The organism is Mycobacterium sp., from assembly GCF_049673265.1.
In the GTDB taxonomy this organism is placed as follows: Bacteria; Actinomycetota; Actinomycetes; order Mycobacteriales; family Mycobacteriaceae; genus Mycobacterium.
In genome coordinates, this window is sequence record NZ_JBATXN010000644.1 from 1 (window position 1) to 20387 (window position 20387).

A 20387-nucleotide genomic window follows, 5' to 3' on the forward strand; every position below is an offset into this window, starting at 1 on the left:
AGTGCCGCTAATTTTCACGCCATGTATCCCCGTATCGACGAGTGGATTGCGGTGCGCCGCAAGGTCGATCCCACCGGGGTTTTCGTCTCGGACATGGCCCGACGTTTGGAGTTGCTCTAGATGGTGCTCGACGCCGTAGGTAATCCCCAGACCATCCTGCTACTCGGTGGCACTTCCGAGATCGGGCTGGCGATCTGCGAACGCTATCTGCAAAATGCGCACGCCAGGATCGTTCTGGCCGACCTTCCCAACCATCCGCGGCAGGACGAAGCCGTCGCGCAGATGAAGGCGGCAGGCGCCAAGTCCGTCGAGTGGATCGACTTCGACGGCGTGGACACAACGAGTCATCCCAAGGTCATCGACGCCGCGTTCGCCGGCGGCGATGTCGACGTCGCGATCGTGGCGTTCGGGTTACTCGGTGACGCCGAAGAGTTGTGGCAGAACCAGCGTAAGGCCGTTCAGATCGCCGAAATCAACTACACGGCCGCGGTTTCCGTAGGTGTGTTGTTGGGTGAGAAGATGCGCGCGCAAGGCTTCGGCCAGATCATCGCGATGAGCACGGTGGCCGGTGAGAGGGTCCGGCGGTCCAACTTCGTCTACGGTTCCACCAAGGCCGGCCTGGATGGTTTCTACCTCGGGCTCGGTGAGGCGTTGAAGCCCAGCGGTGTTCGCGTCCTGGTCATCCGGCCCGGTCAGGTGCGCACACGGATGAGCGCGCACATCAAAGAAGCGCCGCTGACCGTCGACAAGGAGTACGTGGCCAACCTAGCGGTGACCGCTTCAGCCAAGGGCAAGGAACTCGTCTGGGCGCCAGGGGCTTTCCGCTACGTGATGATGGTGCTGCGACACGTCCCGCGGCCGATCTTCCGCAAGCTGCCCATCTAAATGCGGAACGCGCTGGCCACCGTCGGCCATATGGCATTCGCGATCGCGATTGCCGCGGTGGTATCGGTGATCTCGCTGCTGGCCATCGCGCGAGTCGAATGGCCGGCATACCCGTCGTCGAATCAGCTGCACGCGCTGACGACGGTTGGCCAAGTCGGCTGCATCGTCGGACTGCTGGCCACCGGCTGGCTTTGGCGGCGAAACCAGTTGCCGGCCAGACTTTTCGCGCTGGTGTTCGTCTCGGCGTTCTCCGTGGTGACGCTCGCCATGCCGCTAGGCGCAACCAAGCTGTATCTATTCGGCATCTCCGTCGACCAGCAGTTCCGCACCGAATACGTGACCCGATTCACCGATAGCGCGTCACTGCACGATATGACCTACGTCGGGCTGCCGCCGTTCTATCCGCCGGGCTGGTTCTGGATCGGCGGGCGCATCGCGGCGCTGACCGGAACTGCAGGCTGGGAGATGTTCAAGCCGTGGGCGATCACCTCGATCACGATCGCGGTCGCGGTGGCGCTGGTGTTGTGGTGGCGGATGATCCGCTTCGAATACGCGTTGATCGTCACCACCGCGACCGCCGCGGTCGCACTGGCCTACAGCTCCCCGGAGCCTTATTCCGCGATGATCGTCGTACTGCTGCCGCCGGTGTTGATCCTGACTTGGTCGGGCTTACGCGCCGGGAGCCGATCGGGCGGGTGGGCCGCCGTGGTCGGGGCCGGGCTATTCCTCGGCTTCGCGGCGACCTTCTATACCCTGCTGCTGGCCTACAGCGCGTTCACCGTGGTGTTGATGGCTCTGCTGCTGACGGCCTCCCGCTGGCGCCAAGGCATCAGAGCCGCGCTGGATCCGCTGGTCCGGCTTGCCGTCATCGGCGCCATCGCGGCGGCCATCGCCGCGATCACCTGGCTGCCGTTTCTGTTGCGCGCGGCCCGCGACCCGGTCAGCAACACCGGCAGCGCCTATCACTACCTGCCAGCCGACGGCGCCGAGCTGACCTTCCCGATGCTGAAATTCACCCTGCTCGGCGCGCTATGCATGCTCGGCACGCTGTGGCTGGTGGTGCGGGCGCGGTCGTCAGTACGGGCGGCTGGCTTGGCGACCGGCGTGCTGGCTGTCTACTTATGGTCGCTGCTGTCGATGCTCGCCACGCTGGCGCGCACCACGCTGCTGTCGTTTCGGCTGCAGCCGACGCTGTCGGTGTTGCTGGCCGCCGCCGGCGTCTTCGGCTTCATCGAAGTGACGCTCGCGCTGGCCCGACGCGGGCGAGACCACGCCTGGGGCCGCAGCGTGCTGCCGGTCGGGACCGCGATCGGCCTGGCCGGGGCGATCGCGTTCAGCCAAGACATCCCCGACGTACTGCGGCCCGACCTCACCATCGCCTACACCGACACCGACGGCCACGGCCAGCGCGGCGACCGCCGCCCGGCTAGCTCCGAGAAGTTCTACCCAGCGATCGAGGCCGCGATCACCCGAACGACCGCAAAGCCGCGAGACCAAACCGTGGTGCTGACGGCCGACTACAGCTTTTTGTCTTACTACCCCTATTGGGGCTTTCAGGGGCTGACGTCGCATTACGCCAATCCGCTCGCACAGTTCGACAAGCGGGCGGCCGCGATCAACAGCTGGGCCAAACTCAAAACCGCCGATCAGTTGATCCACGCGCTCGACGCGCTGCCCTGGGCACCGCCGACGGTGTTCCTGATGCGCCACGGCGGCGCTGCGGGCGCGACCAGCACCTACACCCTGCGGCTGGCCGAAGACGTCTACCCCAACCAGCCCAACGTCCGCCGCTACACGGTGGAGCTCAATGCCGCCTTGTTCGACGATCCCCGGTTCACCGTCACCACCATCGGCCCGTTCGTGTTGGCCGTCCGCAAACTCTGATGGCCACCGAGGCGCCCGCTGCCGGGCAATTAGCATCTAGGTCCGTGAGCGCCGGCGACGATGGCACCAACTACCGGACCGCCCGGATCGTCGCCCTCGTCGCCGGTTTACTCGGGGCGTTGCTGGCGATCGCCACCCCGCTGCTGCCGGTCAAACAGACCACCGCCCAACTGAACTGGCCGCAAAACGGCGTGCTGGGCAGCGTGGAAGCGCCGCTGATCGGCTACGTCGCCACTGATCTGTCGATCAGCATCCCCTGCCAGGCCGCTGCGGGATTGACCGGTGCCAAGACCGTGCTGTTGTCGACGGTGCCCAAGCAGGCGCCCAAGGCCGTCGACCGCGGTTTGCTGATCGAGCACGCCGGCGACGATTTGGTACTCGTGGTGCGCAACGTCCCGCTGGTCGTCGCGCCGCTGAACCAGGTGCTCAGCGGTGCGTGCCAGAAACTCGTCTTCACCGCGCACGCCGACCGGGTCATCGGCGAGTTCGTCGGGCTCAAGCAGGGTCCCAACGCCGAGCATCCCGGCGCGGCGCTGCGCGGCGAACGCAGCGGATACGACTTCCGCCCGCAGATCGTCGGCGTCTTCACCGACCTGAGTGGGCCGGCTCCGCCGGGCTTGACGTTCTCGGCCACCGTCGACACCCGCTACAGCAGTTCGCCGACGCCGCTGAAGATGGCCGCGATGGTGCTCGGGGTGGCATTGACCCTTGCAGCGTTGATCGCCCTGCACATTATGGATACCGCCGACGGCACCCGGCACCGCCGTTTCCTGCCGCCGCGCTGGTGGTCGATCAGCGCGCTGGACGGACTGGTCGCGCTGGCGCTGGTGTGGTGGCATTTCGTCGGCGCCAATACCGCCGACGACGGCTACATCCTGACCATGGCCCGGGTTTCCGAGCATGCCGGCTACATGGCCAACTACTACCGCTGGCTCGGCACTCCCGAGGCGCCGTTCGGCTGGTACTACGACCTGCTGGCGGTGTGGGCCCATGTCACCACCGCGAGCATCTGGATGCGGTTGCCGACCCTGCTGATGGCGCTGGCGTGCTGGTGGGTGATCAGCCGGGAAGTCATCCCGCGGCTGGGCCATGCCGTCAAGACCAGCCGGGCGGCGGCATGGAGTGCCGGCGGCGTTTTTTTGGCGGTGTGGCTGCCGCTGGACAACGGTCTGCGGCCCGAGCCGATCATCGCGGTGGGCATCCTGCTGACGTGGTGTTCGGTGGAACGCGCGGTGGCCACGAGCCGGCTGCTGCCGGTGGCGGCGGCCTGCATCATCGGTGCGCTGACGCTGTTCTCCGGGCCGACCGGTATCGCGTCGATCGGCGCGCTGCTGGTGGCAATCGGGCCGCTGCGCACCATCATTCACCGCCGGTCCCGGCAGTTCGGTGTGCTGCCATTGCTGGCGCCGATCGTCGCCGCCGTGACCGTCAACGTGATCCTGATCTTCCGGGACCAGACGCTGGCCGGCGAGTTGGAGGCGACCGCGCTCAAGCGTGCGCTCGGCCCCAGCCTCAGTTGGTTCGACGAACACATCCGCTACGAGCGGTTGTTCATGGCCAGCCCCGACGGGTCGGTCGCCCGGCGGTTCGCCTTGCTGGCGTTGCTGGTTGCGCTCGCGGTGACGGTGGCAATGGCGTTGCGCAAGGGGCGAGTCCCGGGCACCGCGGCCGGGCCGAGCCGGCGCATCATCGGGATCACGATCATCTCGTTCATCGCGATGATGTTCACGCCGACCAAGTGGACGCACCACTTCGGTGTGTTCGCCGGGTTGGCGGGCTCGCTGGGCGCGCTGGCCGCCGTTGCGGTGACCGCGACGGCGATGCGCTCGCGACGCAACCGAACGCTGTTCGCGACGCTGGTGCTGTTCGTGGTGGCGCTGTCGTTCGCCAGCGTCAACGGCTGGTGGTATGTCTCCAATTTCGGCGTGCCATGGTCAAATGCGTTCCCGCAGTGGCACTTCGGGTTCACCACCGGATTTCTGGGTTTGACGGTACTGGTCGCGCTGCTGGCCGCCTGGCTTCACTTCGTCAGAAGCGGCAGTGATGCTGATCCGCCGAGCGAGTCGCGGTTAGGCCGGATTATTCAGTCCCCGTTGGCAATTGCCGCGTGGGCGCTGGTGTTCTTCCAGGTCTTGTCGCTGACGCTGGGCATGACAGACCAATATCCGGCGTGGTCGGTGGGCCGCTCCAACTTACAAGCTTTGATCGGCAAGACCTGCGGGCTGGCCACCGACGTGCTCGTCGAGCAGGACGCTGGTGCCGGCATGCTCACGCCGGTCTCAGCGCCGGCGAAAGATGCGCTGGCCGACGGTTTTTCCGAAGGCTTTGACCCCAACGGCATTCCGTCGTCGGTGTCCGCCGACCCAGTGATGGAACGCCCCGGCGACCGCAGCTTCGTCAACGACGACAGCAATGTCAAAAACAGCGAAGCCGGCAACGAAGGCGGCACCACCGCCGCGCCCGGCATCAACGGCTCGCGCGCGCGGCTGCCCTACAGCCTCGATCCCGCGCGAACCCCGGTGCTGGGCAGCTGGCGTTCCGGCGTCCAGGTACCGGCGCGATTGCGGTCGGCCTGGTACCGGCTGCCCGCCAGACATACGGCCGGCCCACTGTTGGTGGTGTCGGCGGCGGGGCGGTTCAACTACGGCGAGGTCGAACTCCAGTGGGCCACTGACAAGCAGGCCGCCGACAACAAGCCCGGCGGCTCGACAGGGCTCGCCGACGTCGGAGCGGCGCCGGCATGGCGAAACCTGCGGGCGCCGCTGTCCGAGTTGCCGCCGGACGCCAGCCAGGTTCGGGTGGTGGTCAACGATGAAGACCTTGACCCGCAGCATTGGATCGCGGTCACTCCGCCACGAATCCCGAAGCTGCGCACGCTGCAGGACGTGGTCGGCTCGACGGATCCGGTGCTGTTGGATTGGCTTGTGGGCCTGGCCTTCCCCTGCCAGCGCCCGTTCAGCCACCACAACGGCGTTGACGAGGTACCGAAGTGGCGGATCCTGCCGGATCGGTTCGGCGCCGAGGCCAACTCGCCGGTGATGGACAAGAACGGCGGCGGCCCGCTGGGCGTCACCGAGTTGCTGGTGCGCGCCAACACGGTCTCGACGTACCTGAAAGACGACTGGTCGCGCGACTGGGGTTCGTTGCAGCAGTTGACGCCGTACTACACCAATGCCCAACCGGCCCGCCTCGACCTCGGTTCGGCGACACGCAGCGGCCTGTGGAGCCCTGCGCCGCTGCGCCAGTAACTGGCCCCAGCAATCACACGCGCACCTCGAATACCAGCAGCTGGGCAGTAGACGAATCTGGAATTCGATACGCCGGCGATATCACCGCGCCGCCAATCGTGCGGTGATATCGCATGTGGTCCCAAAACCGAAAGAGGCAATGTCCTGTGACTCAGTGACCGTTGGGACGGATGTGACGAAAGTCGACGCAGTTAGAACGCCACTTGCCGTCGGCCGGCCCGAAACGCGGTGGCGCAGGCGGTAAGGGCCAGCAGCGCGAACACGGTAAACGCCGCGCGAGCCGCCCCCACAATGCCGCCGTCGGCGATATTCACCACAACACCGGCCAGCCCGGCGCCGAACGCGCCGAAGATCAACTGCACCGAGTTGATCGCGGTCGCGGCGGCGCTGCCCTCAGCGGGGTCGTCGACATCGCCCATCGCCCACGACGACAGGTGCGGGTAGGCGGCGCCGATACCGATCCCGACGGCTAGCAACGCCGTCCCGCACAGCAGGACGACGCCCGTCGGTGCGTCCTCGATGTGGGTGACGCCGGCCAACGCCAGGCCGACCGCCATCACCAGCGGCGCCGCTATCACCACGCCGACGATCGCGCGCGCCCTGTTCAGTGAGCCGCTACCCAGTCCGCTGATCGTCCAGCCAATCGATAACGCCCCGCCCATCAGCCCGGCCATGATCGGCCCCAGGTGCGCGAGCCGCTGACCGAACAGCGGCACATAGAGGTCGACCTTGGTCGCGGCAACCAGCAATCCCAGGGTCAGGTAGACCCACTTCAACGGGCCGAATCCGAAGACGCTGGCAGGCAACACCGCCGTAGGCATCCGCCGATCGACCACCAAAAACGCTCCGACCAGCGCGGCGCCGACGATAAGCAAGGCTGTGATCGCGACCGTGTTACGCGGTACAGCCGCCACGCTGACGGTCAGCGCCGCGGCGCCGAGCAGGATGATCGACGGCACCGGAATCCGGGTCGCAGCGCGGTCGCAATTCTGCTCACGGTCGTCGACCGACAGCACGCCCGGTGCCAGCACAGCCATCGCCACGCTGGCCATGGCCAGCAGCCCGAACGCCCACCGCCACGCGCCGAACTGGGCGAAAATACCGCCCAGCGCAGGGCCGAGCAGCGCACCCACGCCCCACATCGCCGACGCCATGGCCGCACCGCGACTCCATAAATATCGCGGCAGCACGGCGTTGATCACCGCGAAGCTCAGACCGCACAGCAAGCCGCCGGCTAGCCCCTGCAAAAAGCGGCCGCCCAACAAAATCTCCATATTCGGAGCCGCTGCGCATACCAGGCTGCCAACACCCAACACCGCGAAACCCAGCAGATACGAGACGCATGAGCCCACGCGGTGCAGTAATGAATTCACGGTCGCCGCCGCAACCACCGACCCGACGAGGTACAGAGTCGTCACCCACGAATACATCCGCTCGCCGCCGATCTCGTTGACCGTGCTCGGCAGCATGCTGATCGTCAGGAACTCGTTGGTGGAATAAAGCACCACGCCCCCGGCGACCACGGCCGATGTTCGCAGATACCGCGTGCTCCACAACTCACGCCAGTGGCCGGTGGTGAATTTCTGTTGCTCGATTAATTGCACCACCGCTCGCCCACTAAACCATGCTTGGGCGTAGGAGTCGAACGGCCTTGAAAAGTGGGGCGGGCAGCTCGGTCGGACCAATCAAGCACTTTCGACCGACGGACCTGGTGTGCTGCCGAGCCGTTTGGTTTACATCACAAAACGCTTAAATCCGATTAGCCGGCTATCCCTGCGCCCTGCATCGTCGCCGGACGACCACAGTCGCCTACCATCGTCCCTCGTGCCCCACGACGAAAGCGAGCGATCGACGCATCAGCTCGCGCGGTTGATCGCCGTCGTCGCGGGGATTATCGGCGTATTGCTCTGCGGCGTGGTTCCGCTGCTTCCGGTGAAGCAAACCACCGCGACAATCCTGTGGCCGCAGGGCCTGACCGGCGACGGCCACGTGACCGATATCACTGCACCGCTGGTGGCCGGCGCGCCGCGAGCACTCGACGTTTCCATCCCCTGCCCGGCGATCGCCACCATGCCGGCCGAGGGCGGTCTGGTGCTCTCGACGCTGCCGGTCAACGGCTTTGAGACGGGCAAAAGCGGACTCTTTGTGCGGGCCAACAAAGACGCCGTCGTCGTCGCGTTCCGCGACTTGCAAGCCGCGGTGGCCCCCCGCTCGGCGGTGAACTCCGGCGCCTGCAGTGTGCTGCACATCTGGGCCGACGCGGGCGGCGCGGGCGCCGACTTCGTCGGGATACACGGCGCCGCGGGAACTCTCCCACCGGAAAAGAAGCCGCAGGTCGGCGGGATCTTCACCGACTTGAAAGTCGCTGCGCAGCCGGGATTGTCGGCTCGCATCGACGTCGATACCCGGTTCATCGTCGCCCCCACCATGCTCAAGAGAGGCGTGCTGGCCCTGGGCGGGATCGCTGTACTGACTTCGATCGTCGCGCTGGGCGTCCTCGACCGACGGTCGGGGCGGCGGATGCCGCGCAACTGGAGGCGCTGGGTGCGGGTGGGGGTCGCAACCTGGCTCGCCGACGTCGGTGTGATCGCGACACTGTTGCTCTGGCATGTCATCGGCGCGATCTCGTCGGATGACGGCTACAACCTGACCATCGCCCGCGTTTCCGGGCAGGCCGGATATCTCGCCAACTACTACCGGTTCTTCGGGACCAGTGAGACGCCGTTCGACTGGTACCCCGCGGTGCTGGCGCACATGGCGTCGGTGAGCACCGCCGGGGTCTGGATGCGGCTGCCGGCCACGCTGGCCGGCATCGGGTGCTGGCTGGTCATCAGCCGCTACATGTTGCGTCGGCTGGGGCCCGCGACGGGTGGGCTGGGCGCCAACCGGGTCGCGGTGTTGACCGCCGGCGCGGTGTTCCTCGCCGCCTGGCTGCCGTTCAACAACGGCTTGCGGCCCGAGCCGCTGATCGCGTTGGGCGTGGTGCTTACCTGGGTGCTGGTAGAAAATGCGATCGCCACCCGGCGGCTGGTACCCGCGGCGGTGGCGATCGTGGTGGCAATGCTGACTGCGACCTTGGCGCCGCAGGGATTGATCGCGATCGCCGCGCTACTCACCGGCGCGCGAGCGATCGCCCGGATCATCGCGCAGCGCCGGGCAGCCGACGGAGTATGGGCGCCCTTGGCGGTATTGGCGGCGTCGCTGTCGCTGATCACCATCGTGGTGTTCCGCAGCCAGACGCTGGCCACGGTCGCCGAGTCGGCCCGCATCAAGTACAAGGTCGGCCCGACGATCGCGTGGTACCAAGACTTTCTGCGCTATTACTTCCTCACCGTCGAGAGCAACTCCGACGGCTCGATGACCCGGCGCTTCGCCGTGCTCGTGCTGCTGCTGTGCCTGTTCGGCGTGCTGGTGGTGCTGCTGCGGCGCGGCCGGATACCGGGGCTGGCCAGCGGCCCGGCCTGGCGGCTGATCGGCACGACCGCGCTTGGCCTGTTGCTGTTGCACTTCACGCCGACGAAGTGGGCCATTCAGTTCGGCGCGTTCGCGGGGCTGGCCGGCGCACTGGGTGCGGTCACCGCGTTCACCTTCGCCCGCATCGGCCTGCACAGCCGCCGCAACCTGACGCTCTATGTCACCGCCCTGCTGTTCCTGCTGGCGTGGGCCACCTCCGGCATCAACGGCTGGTTCTACGTCGGCAACTACGGGGTGCCGTGGTTCGACATCCAGCCTGTCATCGCCAGCCACCCGGTGACGTCGATGTTTTTGACGCTGTCGATTGCGACCGGGCTGCTGGCCGGCTGGTACCACTTCCGGATGGACTACGCCGGGCACACCGAGGTCAAGGACAACCGGCGCAACCGCGTGCTGGCGTCCACGCCGCTGTTGGTGGTCGCGTCGATCATGGTGCTCGGCATGGTGGGTTCGCTAGCCAAGGGTGCGGTGTTGCGCTATCCGCACTACACCATCGCCAAGGCCAACCTGGCCGCACTCACTAGCGGGCTCTCGCCGACCAGTTGCGCGATGGCCGACGACGTGCTAGCCGAGCCTGATCCCAATGCCGGGCTGCTGCAACCAGTTCCGGGTCAGAAATTCGGTCCCGCGGGCCCGCTCGGTGGCATCAATCCCGTCGGCTTCAAGCCCGACGGGGTTGGCAACGACCTGCAGTCCGACCCGGTAGTGACCAAGCCCGGGCTGGTCAACTCCGACGCGTCACCCAACAAACCCAACGTCGCCTACAGCGACTCCGCGGGGACGGCCGGCGGTAAGGGCCCCGTCGGGGTCAACGGCTCACACGCCGCGCTGCCGTACGGGCTGGATCCCGCCCGTACCCCGGTGATGGGCAGCTACGGCGAGAACTCAGTGGCTGCCACCGCCACCTCGGCCTGGTATCAGCTGCCGCCCCGCACGCCGGACCGCCCGCTTTTGGTGGTGGCCGCCGCCGGCGCGATCTTGTCGCACGAAGAGGACGGCACGCTGGACTACGGTCAGATTCTCAAGGTGGAGTGGGGGGTCACCGGCCCGGACGGCGCCGCTCAGGTCGTCGGCGACGCCGACGGAATCGAGCCGATCGACGTCGGCCCGCACCGGGCGTGGCGCAACCTGCGCGTTCCGCTGGCGTCGGCGCCGCAGCAGGCCAACGTGGCACGCATCGTCGCCAACGACCCCAACTTGAGCTCCGACCAGTGGTTCGCGTTCACGCCGCCGCGGGTGCCGGTGCTGCAGACGCTGCAGCAGCTGATCGGGTCGCACGACCCGGTACTCATGGACATCGCCACCGCCGCGAACTTCCCGTGCCAGCGCCCGTTCGCCGAACACCTGGGCATCGCGGAACTTCCGCAGTACCGCATCATGCCCGACCGCAAGCAAACGGCGTCGTCATCGAACCTATGGGAGGCGTCCAAGTCCGGCGGGCCGTTCCTGTTCACCCAGGCGATGCTGTGGACCTCGAGCATCCCCACCTACCTGAACGGCGACTGGCATCGGGACTGGGGCTCGGTGGAGAAATACCACCGCCTGGTACCCACTGGTCAGGCGCCGAACGCCGCCGTCGACCAGCGCGTCGTCACGGTGTACGGCTGGACCCGCCAAGGACCGATTCGAGCACTGCCGTGAGCGATCGCAGGCGCGGCCAAGCCGGGCGCAGCGGGTCGCGAACCGACCAGCAAATGACCCACGACGTACGGGTGACGCGCTGGGTGGCGACGATCGCCGGCCTGATCGGGTTCGTGCTGTCGGTGGCCACCCCGCTGCTGCCGGTCGTGCAGACCACCGCGACATTGAACTGGCCGCAGCAAGGGCAGCTGAGCAGCGTCACCGCGCCGTTGATTTCGCAGACGCCGGTCGAGATGACGGTGAGCATCCCGTGCACAACGGTTAACGCCATGCCCGCCAAGGGCGGTCTGGTGGTCGGCACCGTGCCCCGCAACGGCAAGCAGGCCGCCCTGCAGGGCCTGATGGTGACCGTCGGCGACCAGCGGGTCGACGTGGCGGACCGCAACGTGCCGCTGGTGAGCGCCCCGCTGGACCTGGTGAAATCGCCGCACTGCCAACGCATTCAGATCAGCTCCACACACGCTGGCACCTTCGCCGAATTCGTCGGGCTACTCGACCCGAATGGCAAACGATTGCGGCACGGCTTCGCCGATCCGAATCTGCGCCCGCAGATCGTCGGCGTGTTCACCGACCTGACCGGTCCCGCCCCGCCGGGACTACAACTTTCGGCGACCATCGACACCCGATTTTCCACCACGCCAACGACATTGAAGCTCACCGCGATGGTGCTGGCGATCGTCGCCACTATCGTGGCACTGGTCGCACTGTGGCGACTGGACCAGTTGGACGGCCATCGCCTGCGCCGCTGGATCCCGGCCAACTGGCGGTTCTTCGGCTGGACCGACGCCACGGTGATCTTCGCTTTCCTGCTGTGGCATGTGATGGGAGCCAACTCGTCGGACGACGGCTACATCCTCGGGATGGCCCGGGTGGCCGATCACGCCGGCTACATGTCCAACTACTTCCGCTGGTTCGGCAGCCCGGAGGACCCTTTCGGCTGGTACTACAACTTGTTGGCGCTGATGACCCATGTCAGCGATGCCAGTATCTGGATTCGGTTGCCGGACTTGGTCGCCGGGCTGGTGTGCTGGCTGCTGCTGTCTCGCGAAGTGCTGCCCCGGTTGGGCCCGGCGGTGGCGGCAAGCAAGCCGGCGATGTGGGCGGCGGGGATGGTGTTGCTGGCGGCGTGGATGCCGTTCAACAATGGTCTGCGGCCCGAGCCGATCATCGCGGTGGGCTCCCTGATCACCTACGTGCTGATCGAGCGGTCGATGCGCTACAGCCGGATGACGCCCGCAGCGCTGGCCGTCATCACCGCGGCGTTCACCCTCGGTGTCCAGCCCACTGGTTTGATCGCCGTCGCCGCGTTGATCGCCGGTGGCCGGCCGATCCTGCGAATCCTGGTCCGCCGGCATCGTCTGGTCGGCACCTGGCCGTTGGTGACGCCGATGCTGGCGGCCGGCTCGGTGATCCTCACCGTGGTCTTCGCCGACCAGACATTGTCAACGGTGTTGGAGGCCACCAGGATTCGCACCGCGATCGGGCCCAGCCAGGCGTGGTACACCGAGAACCTGCGGTACTACTACCTGATCCTGCCGACCGTCGACGGGTCGCTATCCCGCCGGTTCGGCTTCCTGATCACTGCGCTGTGTCTGTTCACTGCGGTGTTCATCATGTTGCGGCGCAAGCACATTCGCGGCGTGGCCCGCGGACCGGCCTGGCGGCTGATGGGTGTCATCTTCGGCACGATGTTCTTCCTGATGTTCACCCCCACCAAATGGGTTCACCACTTCGGCCTGTTCGCGGCTGTCGGCGCGGCGATGGCAGCGCTGACCACCGTGCTGGTCTCCCCGTCGGTGCTGCGCTGGTCGCGTAACCGGATGGCATTCCTCGCGGCGGTGTTCTTCTTGTTGGCGCTGTGCTTCGCTACCACCAACGGTTGGTGGTATGTGTCCAGCTACGGCGTGCCGTTCAACACCACGATGCCGAAGATCGCCGGGATTTCGGTCAGCACAATATTTTTCATCCTGTTCGCGATCACCGCGATTTATGCGGCCTGGCTGCACTTCGCGTCGCGCGGCCGCGGAGAAGGCCGACTGGCGGTCGCGCTGACCGCGGCGCCGGTGCCGGTCGCCGCCGGGTTCATGGTGTTGGTGTTCGTCGCGTCGATGGCGATCGGCGTGGTGCGGCAGTACCCCACCTACTCCAACGGCTGGGCCAACCTGCGGGCGTTCACCGGCGGCTGCGGCCTGGCCGACGACGTGCTTGTCGAGCCGGACACCAACGCCGGTTTCATGGCGCCGCTACCCGGTGATTACGGTCCGCTCGGCCCATTGGGTGGCTCGAATCCGGTCGGGTTCACGCCCAACGGCGTGCCGGAACATACTGTGGCCGAAGCGCTTCGGATGACGCCGGAGCAGCCGGGCACTGACTACGATTGGGACGCGCCGACCAAGCTCAAAACGCCTGGGATCAACGGCTCGACGGTGCCGCTGCCCTACGGCCTTGACCCCGCGCGGGTGCCGGTGGCGGGCAGCTACACGACCGGTCCGCAGCAGCAGAGCATCCTGAAGTCGGCGTGGTACCAGCTGCCCCGAGCAGATGACGGGCATCCCCTGGTGGTGGTGACGGCCGCGGGCAAGATTGCCGGCAACAGCGTGCTGCACGGCCACACCGACGGCCAGACCGTGGTGCTGGAGTACGGCAAGCCGGGACCCGGCGGTGCGCTGATACCAAATGGGCGGCTGGTGCCCGACGATCTGTACGGCGAGCAATTCAAGGCGTGGCGCAATCTGCGCTTCGCCCGCGACAAGATCCCGGCGGATGCGACCGCGGTCCGGCTGGTCGCCGAGGATTTGTCGCTGACGCCGGAAGAGTGGATCGCTGTGACCCCCCCGCGGGTGCCCGATCTGCGTTCGCTGCAGGAGTATGTCGGCTCGTCGCAGCCGGTGCTGATGGACTGGGCGGTGGGGCTGGCCTTCCCGTGTCAGCAGCCGATGCTACATGCCAACGGCGTCACCGAAATCCCGAAGTTCCGCATCACGCCGGACTACAACGCCAAGAAGATGGACACCGACACCTGGGAAGACGGCACCAATGGCGGGCTGCTCGGTATCACCGATGTGCTGCTGCGCGCCCACGTGATGGCCACCTATCTGTCCCGCGACTGGGCCCGCGACTGGGGTTCGCTGCGCAAGTTCGACACGATCGTCCACGCGCAGCCGGCTCAGCTCGAGCTGGGCACCGCCACACACAGCGGATGGTGGTCGCCTGGCCAGATCAGGATCAAGCCCTAACCCATCGGCCTGTCGAGCGTGGGGGCCGGGCGATCAAACCCCAACGATTCAGCGCGGCCGATGCCGGGTAGCCCGTTAGGCATGCGTGCTGAAGAAGGCGACGAAACCGTCGAGGAGTTGGCCGACGAGGCCGCAAAGACGAAGAACGAGCTCAAAGAATCCACCGAGACCGGCAAGCAGGTCCAGGAAGAGTCGGAGAACCCCGGTAAGCATCGCAAGATGTGACGGCCGTCATTGCGCACGCGTCAAAAACGGTTCACAGTTCGATGATGACACGGCCGATCTTGATGCTGCCCCGGTGCGCAGCAGTCCTGTTTATCGCTGCGACCGCGTTTTCCTTGGGCAACCCGGCGGCATCGGCCACCAACGGCGCAACCGTAGTTCCGCTGAGAGGCGTGCTGCGGGCGTGCGATTTCAGCCCGATCTACGGCGGAGCGCCGCAGAACAATGCCTCCGCCTCATCGGTAATCCGCGTTGCCGGGGGCACGGTCGCGGCGGAGGTGCACTTGTCCAACCCCGGTTCGGTGAGCACCCACTACGACGTCAGCCTGATCCAGGCGCCTCGGGCATCGAATTCGCCGTGCCGTACCGCGGGCCCTGGTGTGGCGGTTGGCGGTCTGGATCTCGATCCGGGGGGCCAGGCGACAACCACCGTTGCAGACAGCATCCGGTCGGGCACGACGGGGGTTTGGGTTTTTATCCAACGCCCAGCCGAGTTTTCCCAAACACCGGCCGAGTTCTACACGTCTGACTTCGTCGCGCCGGTCTGATCTGCCCGGCGCGCAACCTAGATCGGGAGCAGCCCGTGCTTGCGGAGGACTCGTCCGTGTAATTGCTTGTCCCGCAACAGGTGCAGCGACCGGCGCAGCAGCAGACGCGTCTGGTGTGGCTCGATGACCGCGTCGATGAAGCCGCGCTCGGCGGCGATCCACGGGGTGGCCATATTGAGGTTGTAGCCCTCGATGAAGTCTTTCTTGATCGCCTGCGCCTCGGGCGTGGTCGGATCGGGGAACCGCTTCATCAGCAACTGCGCAGCGCCGTCGGCCCCGATGACCGCAATACGCGCGGTGGGCCAGGCGAAGTTGAGGTCGGCGGTCAGCTGCTTGGATCCCATGACCGCGTAGGCGCCGCCGTAGGACTTCCGGATGGTGACCGTCACCTTCGGCACGTCGGCCTCGACGACCGCGTACAGGAATCGCCCGCCGCGCTTGATGATTCCGTTCTTCTCCTGCTCGACACCGGGCAGAAAGCCCGGAGTGTCGACGACGAATACCAGAGGCACGTAGAACGCGTCGCAGAACCGGACGAACCGGGCAGCCTTGTCGGAGGCCTCGTTGTCGATCGAACCGGACATGTAACTCGGCTGATTGGCCACCACGCCAACCGGCCGGCCATCGACCCGGGCGAACCCGGTGATGATGGATTGGCCGGCCTGGGCGGCGACGTCGAGGAAGTCGCCGTCGTCGAAGATCCGCAACAGGATCTCGTGCATGTCGTAGGCGGTGTTGTCAGAGTCCGGCACGATTGAGTCGAGTTCCAGGTCGGTCGGAGTGATCTCGGGCTCTAGCCCGGGGTTGACCAGCGGCGCCGGGTCGAAGCAGTTCGACGGCAGGAACGACAAGAAATCGCGCACATACTGGAACGCGGCCGCCTCGGACTCCACCACCTGGTGGATGTTGCCGTAGCGGGCCTGGGCGTCGGCGCCGCCGAGCTCGTCGAGGGTGACATCCTCGCCGGTGACATCCTTGATCACGTCCGGGCCGGTGACGAACATATAGCCCTGGTCGCGCACCGCAACTATCAGGTCTGTTTGGATCGGCGAATAGACCGCTCCCCCAGCGCATTTGCCGAAGATCAGAGAGATCTGCGGCGCCAATCCACTCAGCAAGTCGCCGCGGCGGCCGAGCTCGGCGTACCAGGCCAGCGATGTGACCGCGTCCTGGATGCGGGCGCCGGCGGAATCGTTGATGCCGATGATCGGGCAGGCGACCATCGCGCACCACTCCATCAGCGCGGCGACCTTACGGCCGAACATCTCACCGACCGAGCCTTGGAACACCGTCTGGTCGTGCGAGAACACCCCAACCGGCCGGCCGTTGATGGTCGCGCGTCCGGTCACACAGCCGTCGCCGAACAGCGCGTTCGGGTCACCCGGCGTCCGCGCCAATGCCCCGATCTCCAAGAAGCTGCCCGGATCGACCAGATCGTAGATGCGGGAGCGAGCGCTCGCGAGGCCCTTCTTCTCGCGTCGTGCGATGGCTTTCGGATCCCCGGGTTCCTTTGCCACCTCCAGCTTTTCGTGAAGTTCGGCCAGCAGCTCGGCGGTGGTCTTGGTCGTCACTTACGCCTCTTTCTGCTCTGCATCAATTTTGTTGAGCGCCTGGGTCATGTGCGCACCGACCTTGGCGATGATCGGCTCGTCGATGGCCTGGATGTGTTCGCCGCCGATCGGCACGATCTCGAGATCGGAGATGTAGTCGCCCCAGCCACCGTCGGGCTTACGGGTGGCGTAGCGCGGCTCGAACGTGATCGCGTCGTCGTGGTAGCGGTCGGCCATGTACAGCGTGACATGGCCGTCGTAAGGCTGGACCTGGACGGTGTCGATCGCGCGGTTGTCCAGATACGACGTGCGCTGATGCTCGATGATCCCGCCGGGGATCTGCACGCCGCTGGCCTTGACGGCCTCCAACACGAACCTGACCTGTCCCTCGTCGTCGAGCTCTTCCAGCTGCTCGTAAGGGATTTCGGGGATCTCGACGTTGAAGGTCCGCTCAGCGAAGCGGGCGTAGCGCTCCCAGCGTTTGCGGGTCTCCTCTTTAGTCTGCGGGATCTCCTCACCGGCGCGCACTGCATCGATCAGCCCGACAAACGGCACATCGCAGCCCTGTTGGCGCAGCCCGATCGCACAGGCGTAGGCAAGCACCCCGCCCAGCGACCAGCCCACCAGGATGAACGGCCCGTCGCCCTGCAGCTCGCGCAGCTTCGGAACATATTGCGCGGCACGCTCTTCGATGGTGCCCTCGACGCGCTCGAAACCGTACATCGGGATGTCCGCCGGTAGGCGGTTGAGCAGCGGCTCGTAGACCACTGTCGATCCGCCCGCGGGGTGGAACACGAATACCGGTGGCTTGGTTGATCCTTCGGGCCTGGCACGGATGGTCCGCACGAAACCGTCGACCTGGCCCGCCTCCAGGTGTTCACGGACCGCGTTCGCCAGCTCTTCAATGGTCGCGGCGGCTTTGACGTCGCCTGCACTGATCGTGCCCTCGGCACGCTCAGAAAGCCGCTGCGCCATCTTGGTGGCGGCGTCGTCGTCGAGCTTCGGCAACGTGTTGAAGATGCCGCCCGCGGATTTGCCCGTGACGATCGCCCACGTGGCGAACGTGACTCGCTCGGCAGCATCGCGCGGTGGCACATCGGAACCCAGCGCCTCAGCGACCGCCTGCTGGTTGAGCGCCTGCGCGGCAGCCGCCAGGTTGGGCTGCGCGGCGGCAGCAGCCGGTCCGGCCGGGTTGGTAGGCGGTGGCGGAATCGGTGTGTCGGAATCCGGCGGCGCGGCTTGTGTCTCCGGTTCCGCTTGTGGATCGGCGGCCGGCATCACGCTGGCCGGGGTCGCGCCGGACAGCATCGCCGCCTGCTCCTTGGCGATCTCGTCGGCCGTCTGAGTCTTCTGGCGCTCGTGCAGTTCCTGCACCTCGTCGCGGTGCTCGATCGCGTACACGATCAGCTGCTCGACGTTGTAGAGGTTCGCGTCGCGGACCGCCTGCAGCTGAATCGGCGGCATGTCGAAGTCATACTCGACGCGGTTCTTGATCCGCACAGCCATCATCGAATCCAGGCCGAGCTCGATCAGCGGCACTTCCCAGGGCAAGTCCTCGGGCTCGTATCCCATCGCCATCGAAACAATGGAGGCCAGCCGCTCGCCGACGGTCTCGCCGGAATCCGGTGACCACCGGGCCAATCCGCCGACCTGCCGGGCGGTGAGGCTGTCGGTTACAGCGCTATCTGGCTCCTCGGCCGCCTCGGAAACCGGTGCCGCCACCTCGGCGGGTGCGGCGCTACCGGTCTGCGCGATCGCGGCACCGGCGCCAACGGCCGTCGGTAGCACCGAGGCCTGGCCGGCCCGCGATACCAGCGCGTCGTAGACCAGCGTGAAGGATTCGTCGATGCGGGCGTGGATTTGGACCGCCGCCCCGCCGGGGTGGCGGGTCAGCGTGGTGACCAGTCGGGCGTTCTCGGCAGGCACTGCCCGCTGCTCGGACGCGACCAGCTGAGCATCTGGAAGCACTTGTGCTGCCGCGGTTTTCACCAAGGCCGCCAGGTCGGTTGCCTCGCGCGGCGCGTACTCCCACACATGCCGGCCATCGGGCATCGCCACGTGGGTGCCGGGCATCAGCACCGACCCGTCACCGGAGAAGTGTGCGTTGAGCCAGTGCTCCTTGCGACGGAATCGGGTCGGTGGAATATTCGCGTAATCCTCGGGTCCGCCCGCGGGAGTAAAGAGCGTGCGGATGTCGAGGTCATGCCCGTAAACGAACAACTGCGCCATCGCCGACGCCATCGCCTCGACGTCATCCTGCTTACGGGCCAGCGTCGGGATCAGCTGCGCGTCAGGCAATCCCGCTGCCGCAGTGGTCAGACCGATCTGCATCAACGCGACCGGGTTGGGCGCGAGCTCCAGGAAGGTGGTGTAGCCGCTGTCGACGGCGTTGCGGACGCCGTGGGTGAAGTAGACCGAATGCCGCATGCCCTTGACCCAGTACGCGACATCGTGGATCGGCTCGCCACCGGGCCTGATGTAGGTGCCCTCATGCACGGTCGAGAAGATGCCGGCGGTCGGACTCATCGGCGAAATGCCCTGCAGCTCTGCGGAAAACTCGCCCAGCAGCGGATCCATCTGCGAGGTGTGGCCGGCGCCCTTGGTCTGAAGCTTGCGGGCGAAGCGGCCCTCGGCTTCGCAGCGGGCCACGATCGCGTCGATCTGCTCGGGTGGACCGCCGATCACGGTCTGACTGGGTGCGGCGTAGACGCACACCTCCAGGCCGGGGAAATCACCGAAGACGGTTTTCAGCTCTTCTGCCGAGTACTCGACGAGCGCCATCAGCCGGATGTATTCGCCGAACAGCATCGCCTCGCCCTCACCCATCAGATGCGAGCGCGAGCAGATGACTCGGGTGGCGTCCTCCAGTGACAACCCGCCGGAGAAGTAGGCCGATGCCGGTTCGCCCAGCGACTGACCAACGACCGCAGCGGGTTTGGCGCCATGATGCTTGAGCAGCTCACCCAGCGCGATCTGGATCGCGAAGATCACCACGTTGCTGGTTTCGATGCCGTACTCGTGCGCGTCGTCGAGGATCAGCTCGAGCACCGAGTAGCCGCGCTCATCCTGGATCAACGCGTCGACCTTCTCGATCCACTCGCCGAAGACCTCGTTGCGCAGATACAGGCTCTTGCCCATCTTGCGGTGCTGCGCACCGAAACCGGCCATCGCCCACACTGGGCCGCTGGTCACCGGCCCGTCGGTGCTGAAGACGTTCGGCTTCTGCTTGCCCTCGGCGATGGCGCGCAGGCCCTTGATGGCTTCGTCGTGGTCGTGGGCCAGCACCACGGCACGGGAGCGGCCGTGGTTACGCCGCGACAGCGAGCGGCCGATCGACTCCAGCGACGACGCTTGGCCCTCCGGGGTTTCCATCCAGTCGGCCAGCTCCGCGGCCGCGATCTTCTTGCGTGACGTCAAGAACGCCGACACCGCCAGCGGCACGAGGGGAACCGGAACCTCTTCGGCGGCAAGCTCTTCGAGCGCGATCTCTTTGAGCCGCAAGGCTTCTTCGGTGATGCCGGGCAGTTCGGGTTCTTCCTCGACGCCCGGCGTAGTGGTGCCGTCCTCCGCAGCATCTAAGAACTCGCCGTACTCGTCGAAGCGCATCCCGCCGACGTACTCGCCCGGCGCCTGCTCTGCGGTCTTGGCTTCGACTGCAGGCTGCGGCTCGGGTTCGCGTTCGACGACATCGCGCGGCAG

The 20387-nt window shown here is 66.5% G+C and carries 11 protein-coding genes; 8 read left to right on the top strand and 3 right to left on the bottom strand.

Going from position 1 to position 20387, the window contains the following annotated elements; translation table 11 throughout:
- From WBF82_RS21795 to WBF82_RS21810, 4 genes are all read left to right on the top strand, one after another.
- On the top strand, window positions 1–120 hold a 120-nt coding region (locus tag WBF82_RS21795; protein ID WP_424385019.1), incomplete at its 5' end, for a D-arabinono-1,4-lactone oxidase.
- Window positions 121–885, top strand: a complete 765-nt coding sequence (locus WBF82_RS21800; protein WP_424385010.1) for a decaprenylphospho-beta-D-erythro-pentofuranosid-2-ulose 2-reductase — start codon at window positions 121–123, stop codon at window positions 883–885. It begins immediately after the preceding gene.
- Window positions 886–2769, top strand: a complete 1884-nt coding sequence (locus WBF82_RS21805) for a galactan 5-O-arabinofuranosyltransferase (RefSeq protein WP_424385011.1) — start codon at window positions 886–888, stop codon at window positions 2767–2769. It begins immediately after the preceding gene.
- A complete protein-coding gene (locus WBF82_RS21810; protein ID WP_424385012.1) occupies window positions 2769–6017 on the top strand; it encodes an arabinosyltransferase domain-containing protein in 3249 nt (1082 codons plus the stop codon). The genes WBF82_RS21805 and WBF82_RS21810 overlap by 1 nt, the downstream gene beginning before the upstream one ends.
- Window positions 6018–6208: 191 nt before the next feature.
- On the opposite strand, the gene WBF82_RS21815 is transcribed toward WBF82_RS21810, so the two are convergent.
- On the bottom strand, window positions 6209–7612 hold the full coding sequence (locus WBF82_RS21815; RefSeq protein WP_424385020.1) for an MFS transporter: 1404 nt from the start codon (window positions 7610–7612) through the stop codon (window positions 6209–6211).
- A gap of 229 nt (window positions 7613–7841) precedes the next feature.
- On the opposite strand from WBF82_RS21815, the gene WBF82_RS21820 reads away from it, so the two are divergent.
- The 4 genes from WBF82_RS21820 to WBF82_RS21835 all read left to right on the top strand — a co-directional run bounded on the left by WBF82_RS21820 (window position 7842) and on the right by WBF82_RS21835 (window position 15138).
- Window positions 7842–11132, top strand: a complete 3291-nt coding sequence (locus WBF82_RS21820) for an arabinosyltransferase domain-containing protein (protein ID WP_424385013.1) — start codon at window positions 7842–7844, stop codon at window positions 11130–11132.
- A gap of 53 nt (window positions 11133–11185) precedes the next feature.
- Window positions 11186–14368, top strand: a complete 3183-nt coding sequence (embB, locus tag WBF82_RS21825; RefSeq protein ID WP_424385014.1) for an arabinosyltransferase EmbB — start codon at window positions 11186–11188, stop codon at window positions 14366–14368.
- 81 nt (window positions 14369–14449) lie between these two features.
- Window positions 14450–14593: a hypothetical protein gene (locus tag WBF82_RS21830; RefSeq protein WP_424385015.1), complete on the top strand. Its 144-nt coding sequence runs from the start codon at window positions 14450–14452 to the stop codon at window positions 14591–14593.
- 44 nt (window positions 14594–14637) lie between these two features.
- Window positions 14638–15138, top strand: coding sequence for a hypothetical protein (locus tag WBF82_RS21835; protein WP_424385016.1), 501 nt, complete (start codon window positions 14638–14640; stop codon window positions 15136–15138).
- Window positions 15139–15155: 17 nt separating this feature from the next.
- Here the strand turns inward: WBF82_RS21835 and WBF82_RS21840 are convergent, their stop codons facing one another.
- Both WBF82_RS21840 and WBF82_RS21845 read right to left on the bottom strand, forming a co-directional pair.
- Window positions 15156–16709 carry an acyl-CoA carboxylase subunit beta gene (locus WBF82_RS21840; protein WP_424385017.1) on the bottom strand — a complete coding sequence of 518 codons (1554 nt, stop codon included), beginning with the start codon at window positions 16707–16709 and terminating at the stop codon, window positions 15156–15158.
- A partial coding sequence (locus tag WBF82_RS21845) for an acyltransferase domain-containing protein (protein WP_424385018.1) occupies window positions 16710–20387 on the bottom strand: 3678 nt, incomplete at its 5' end.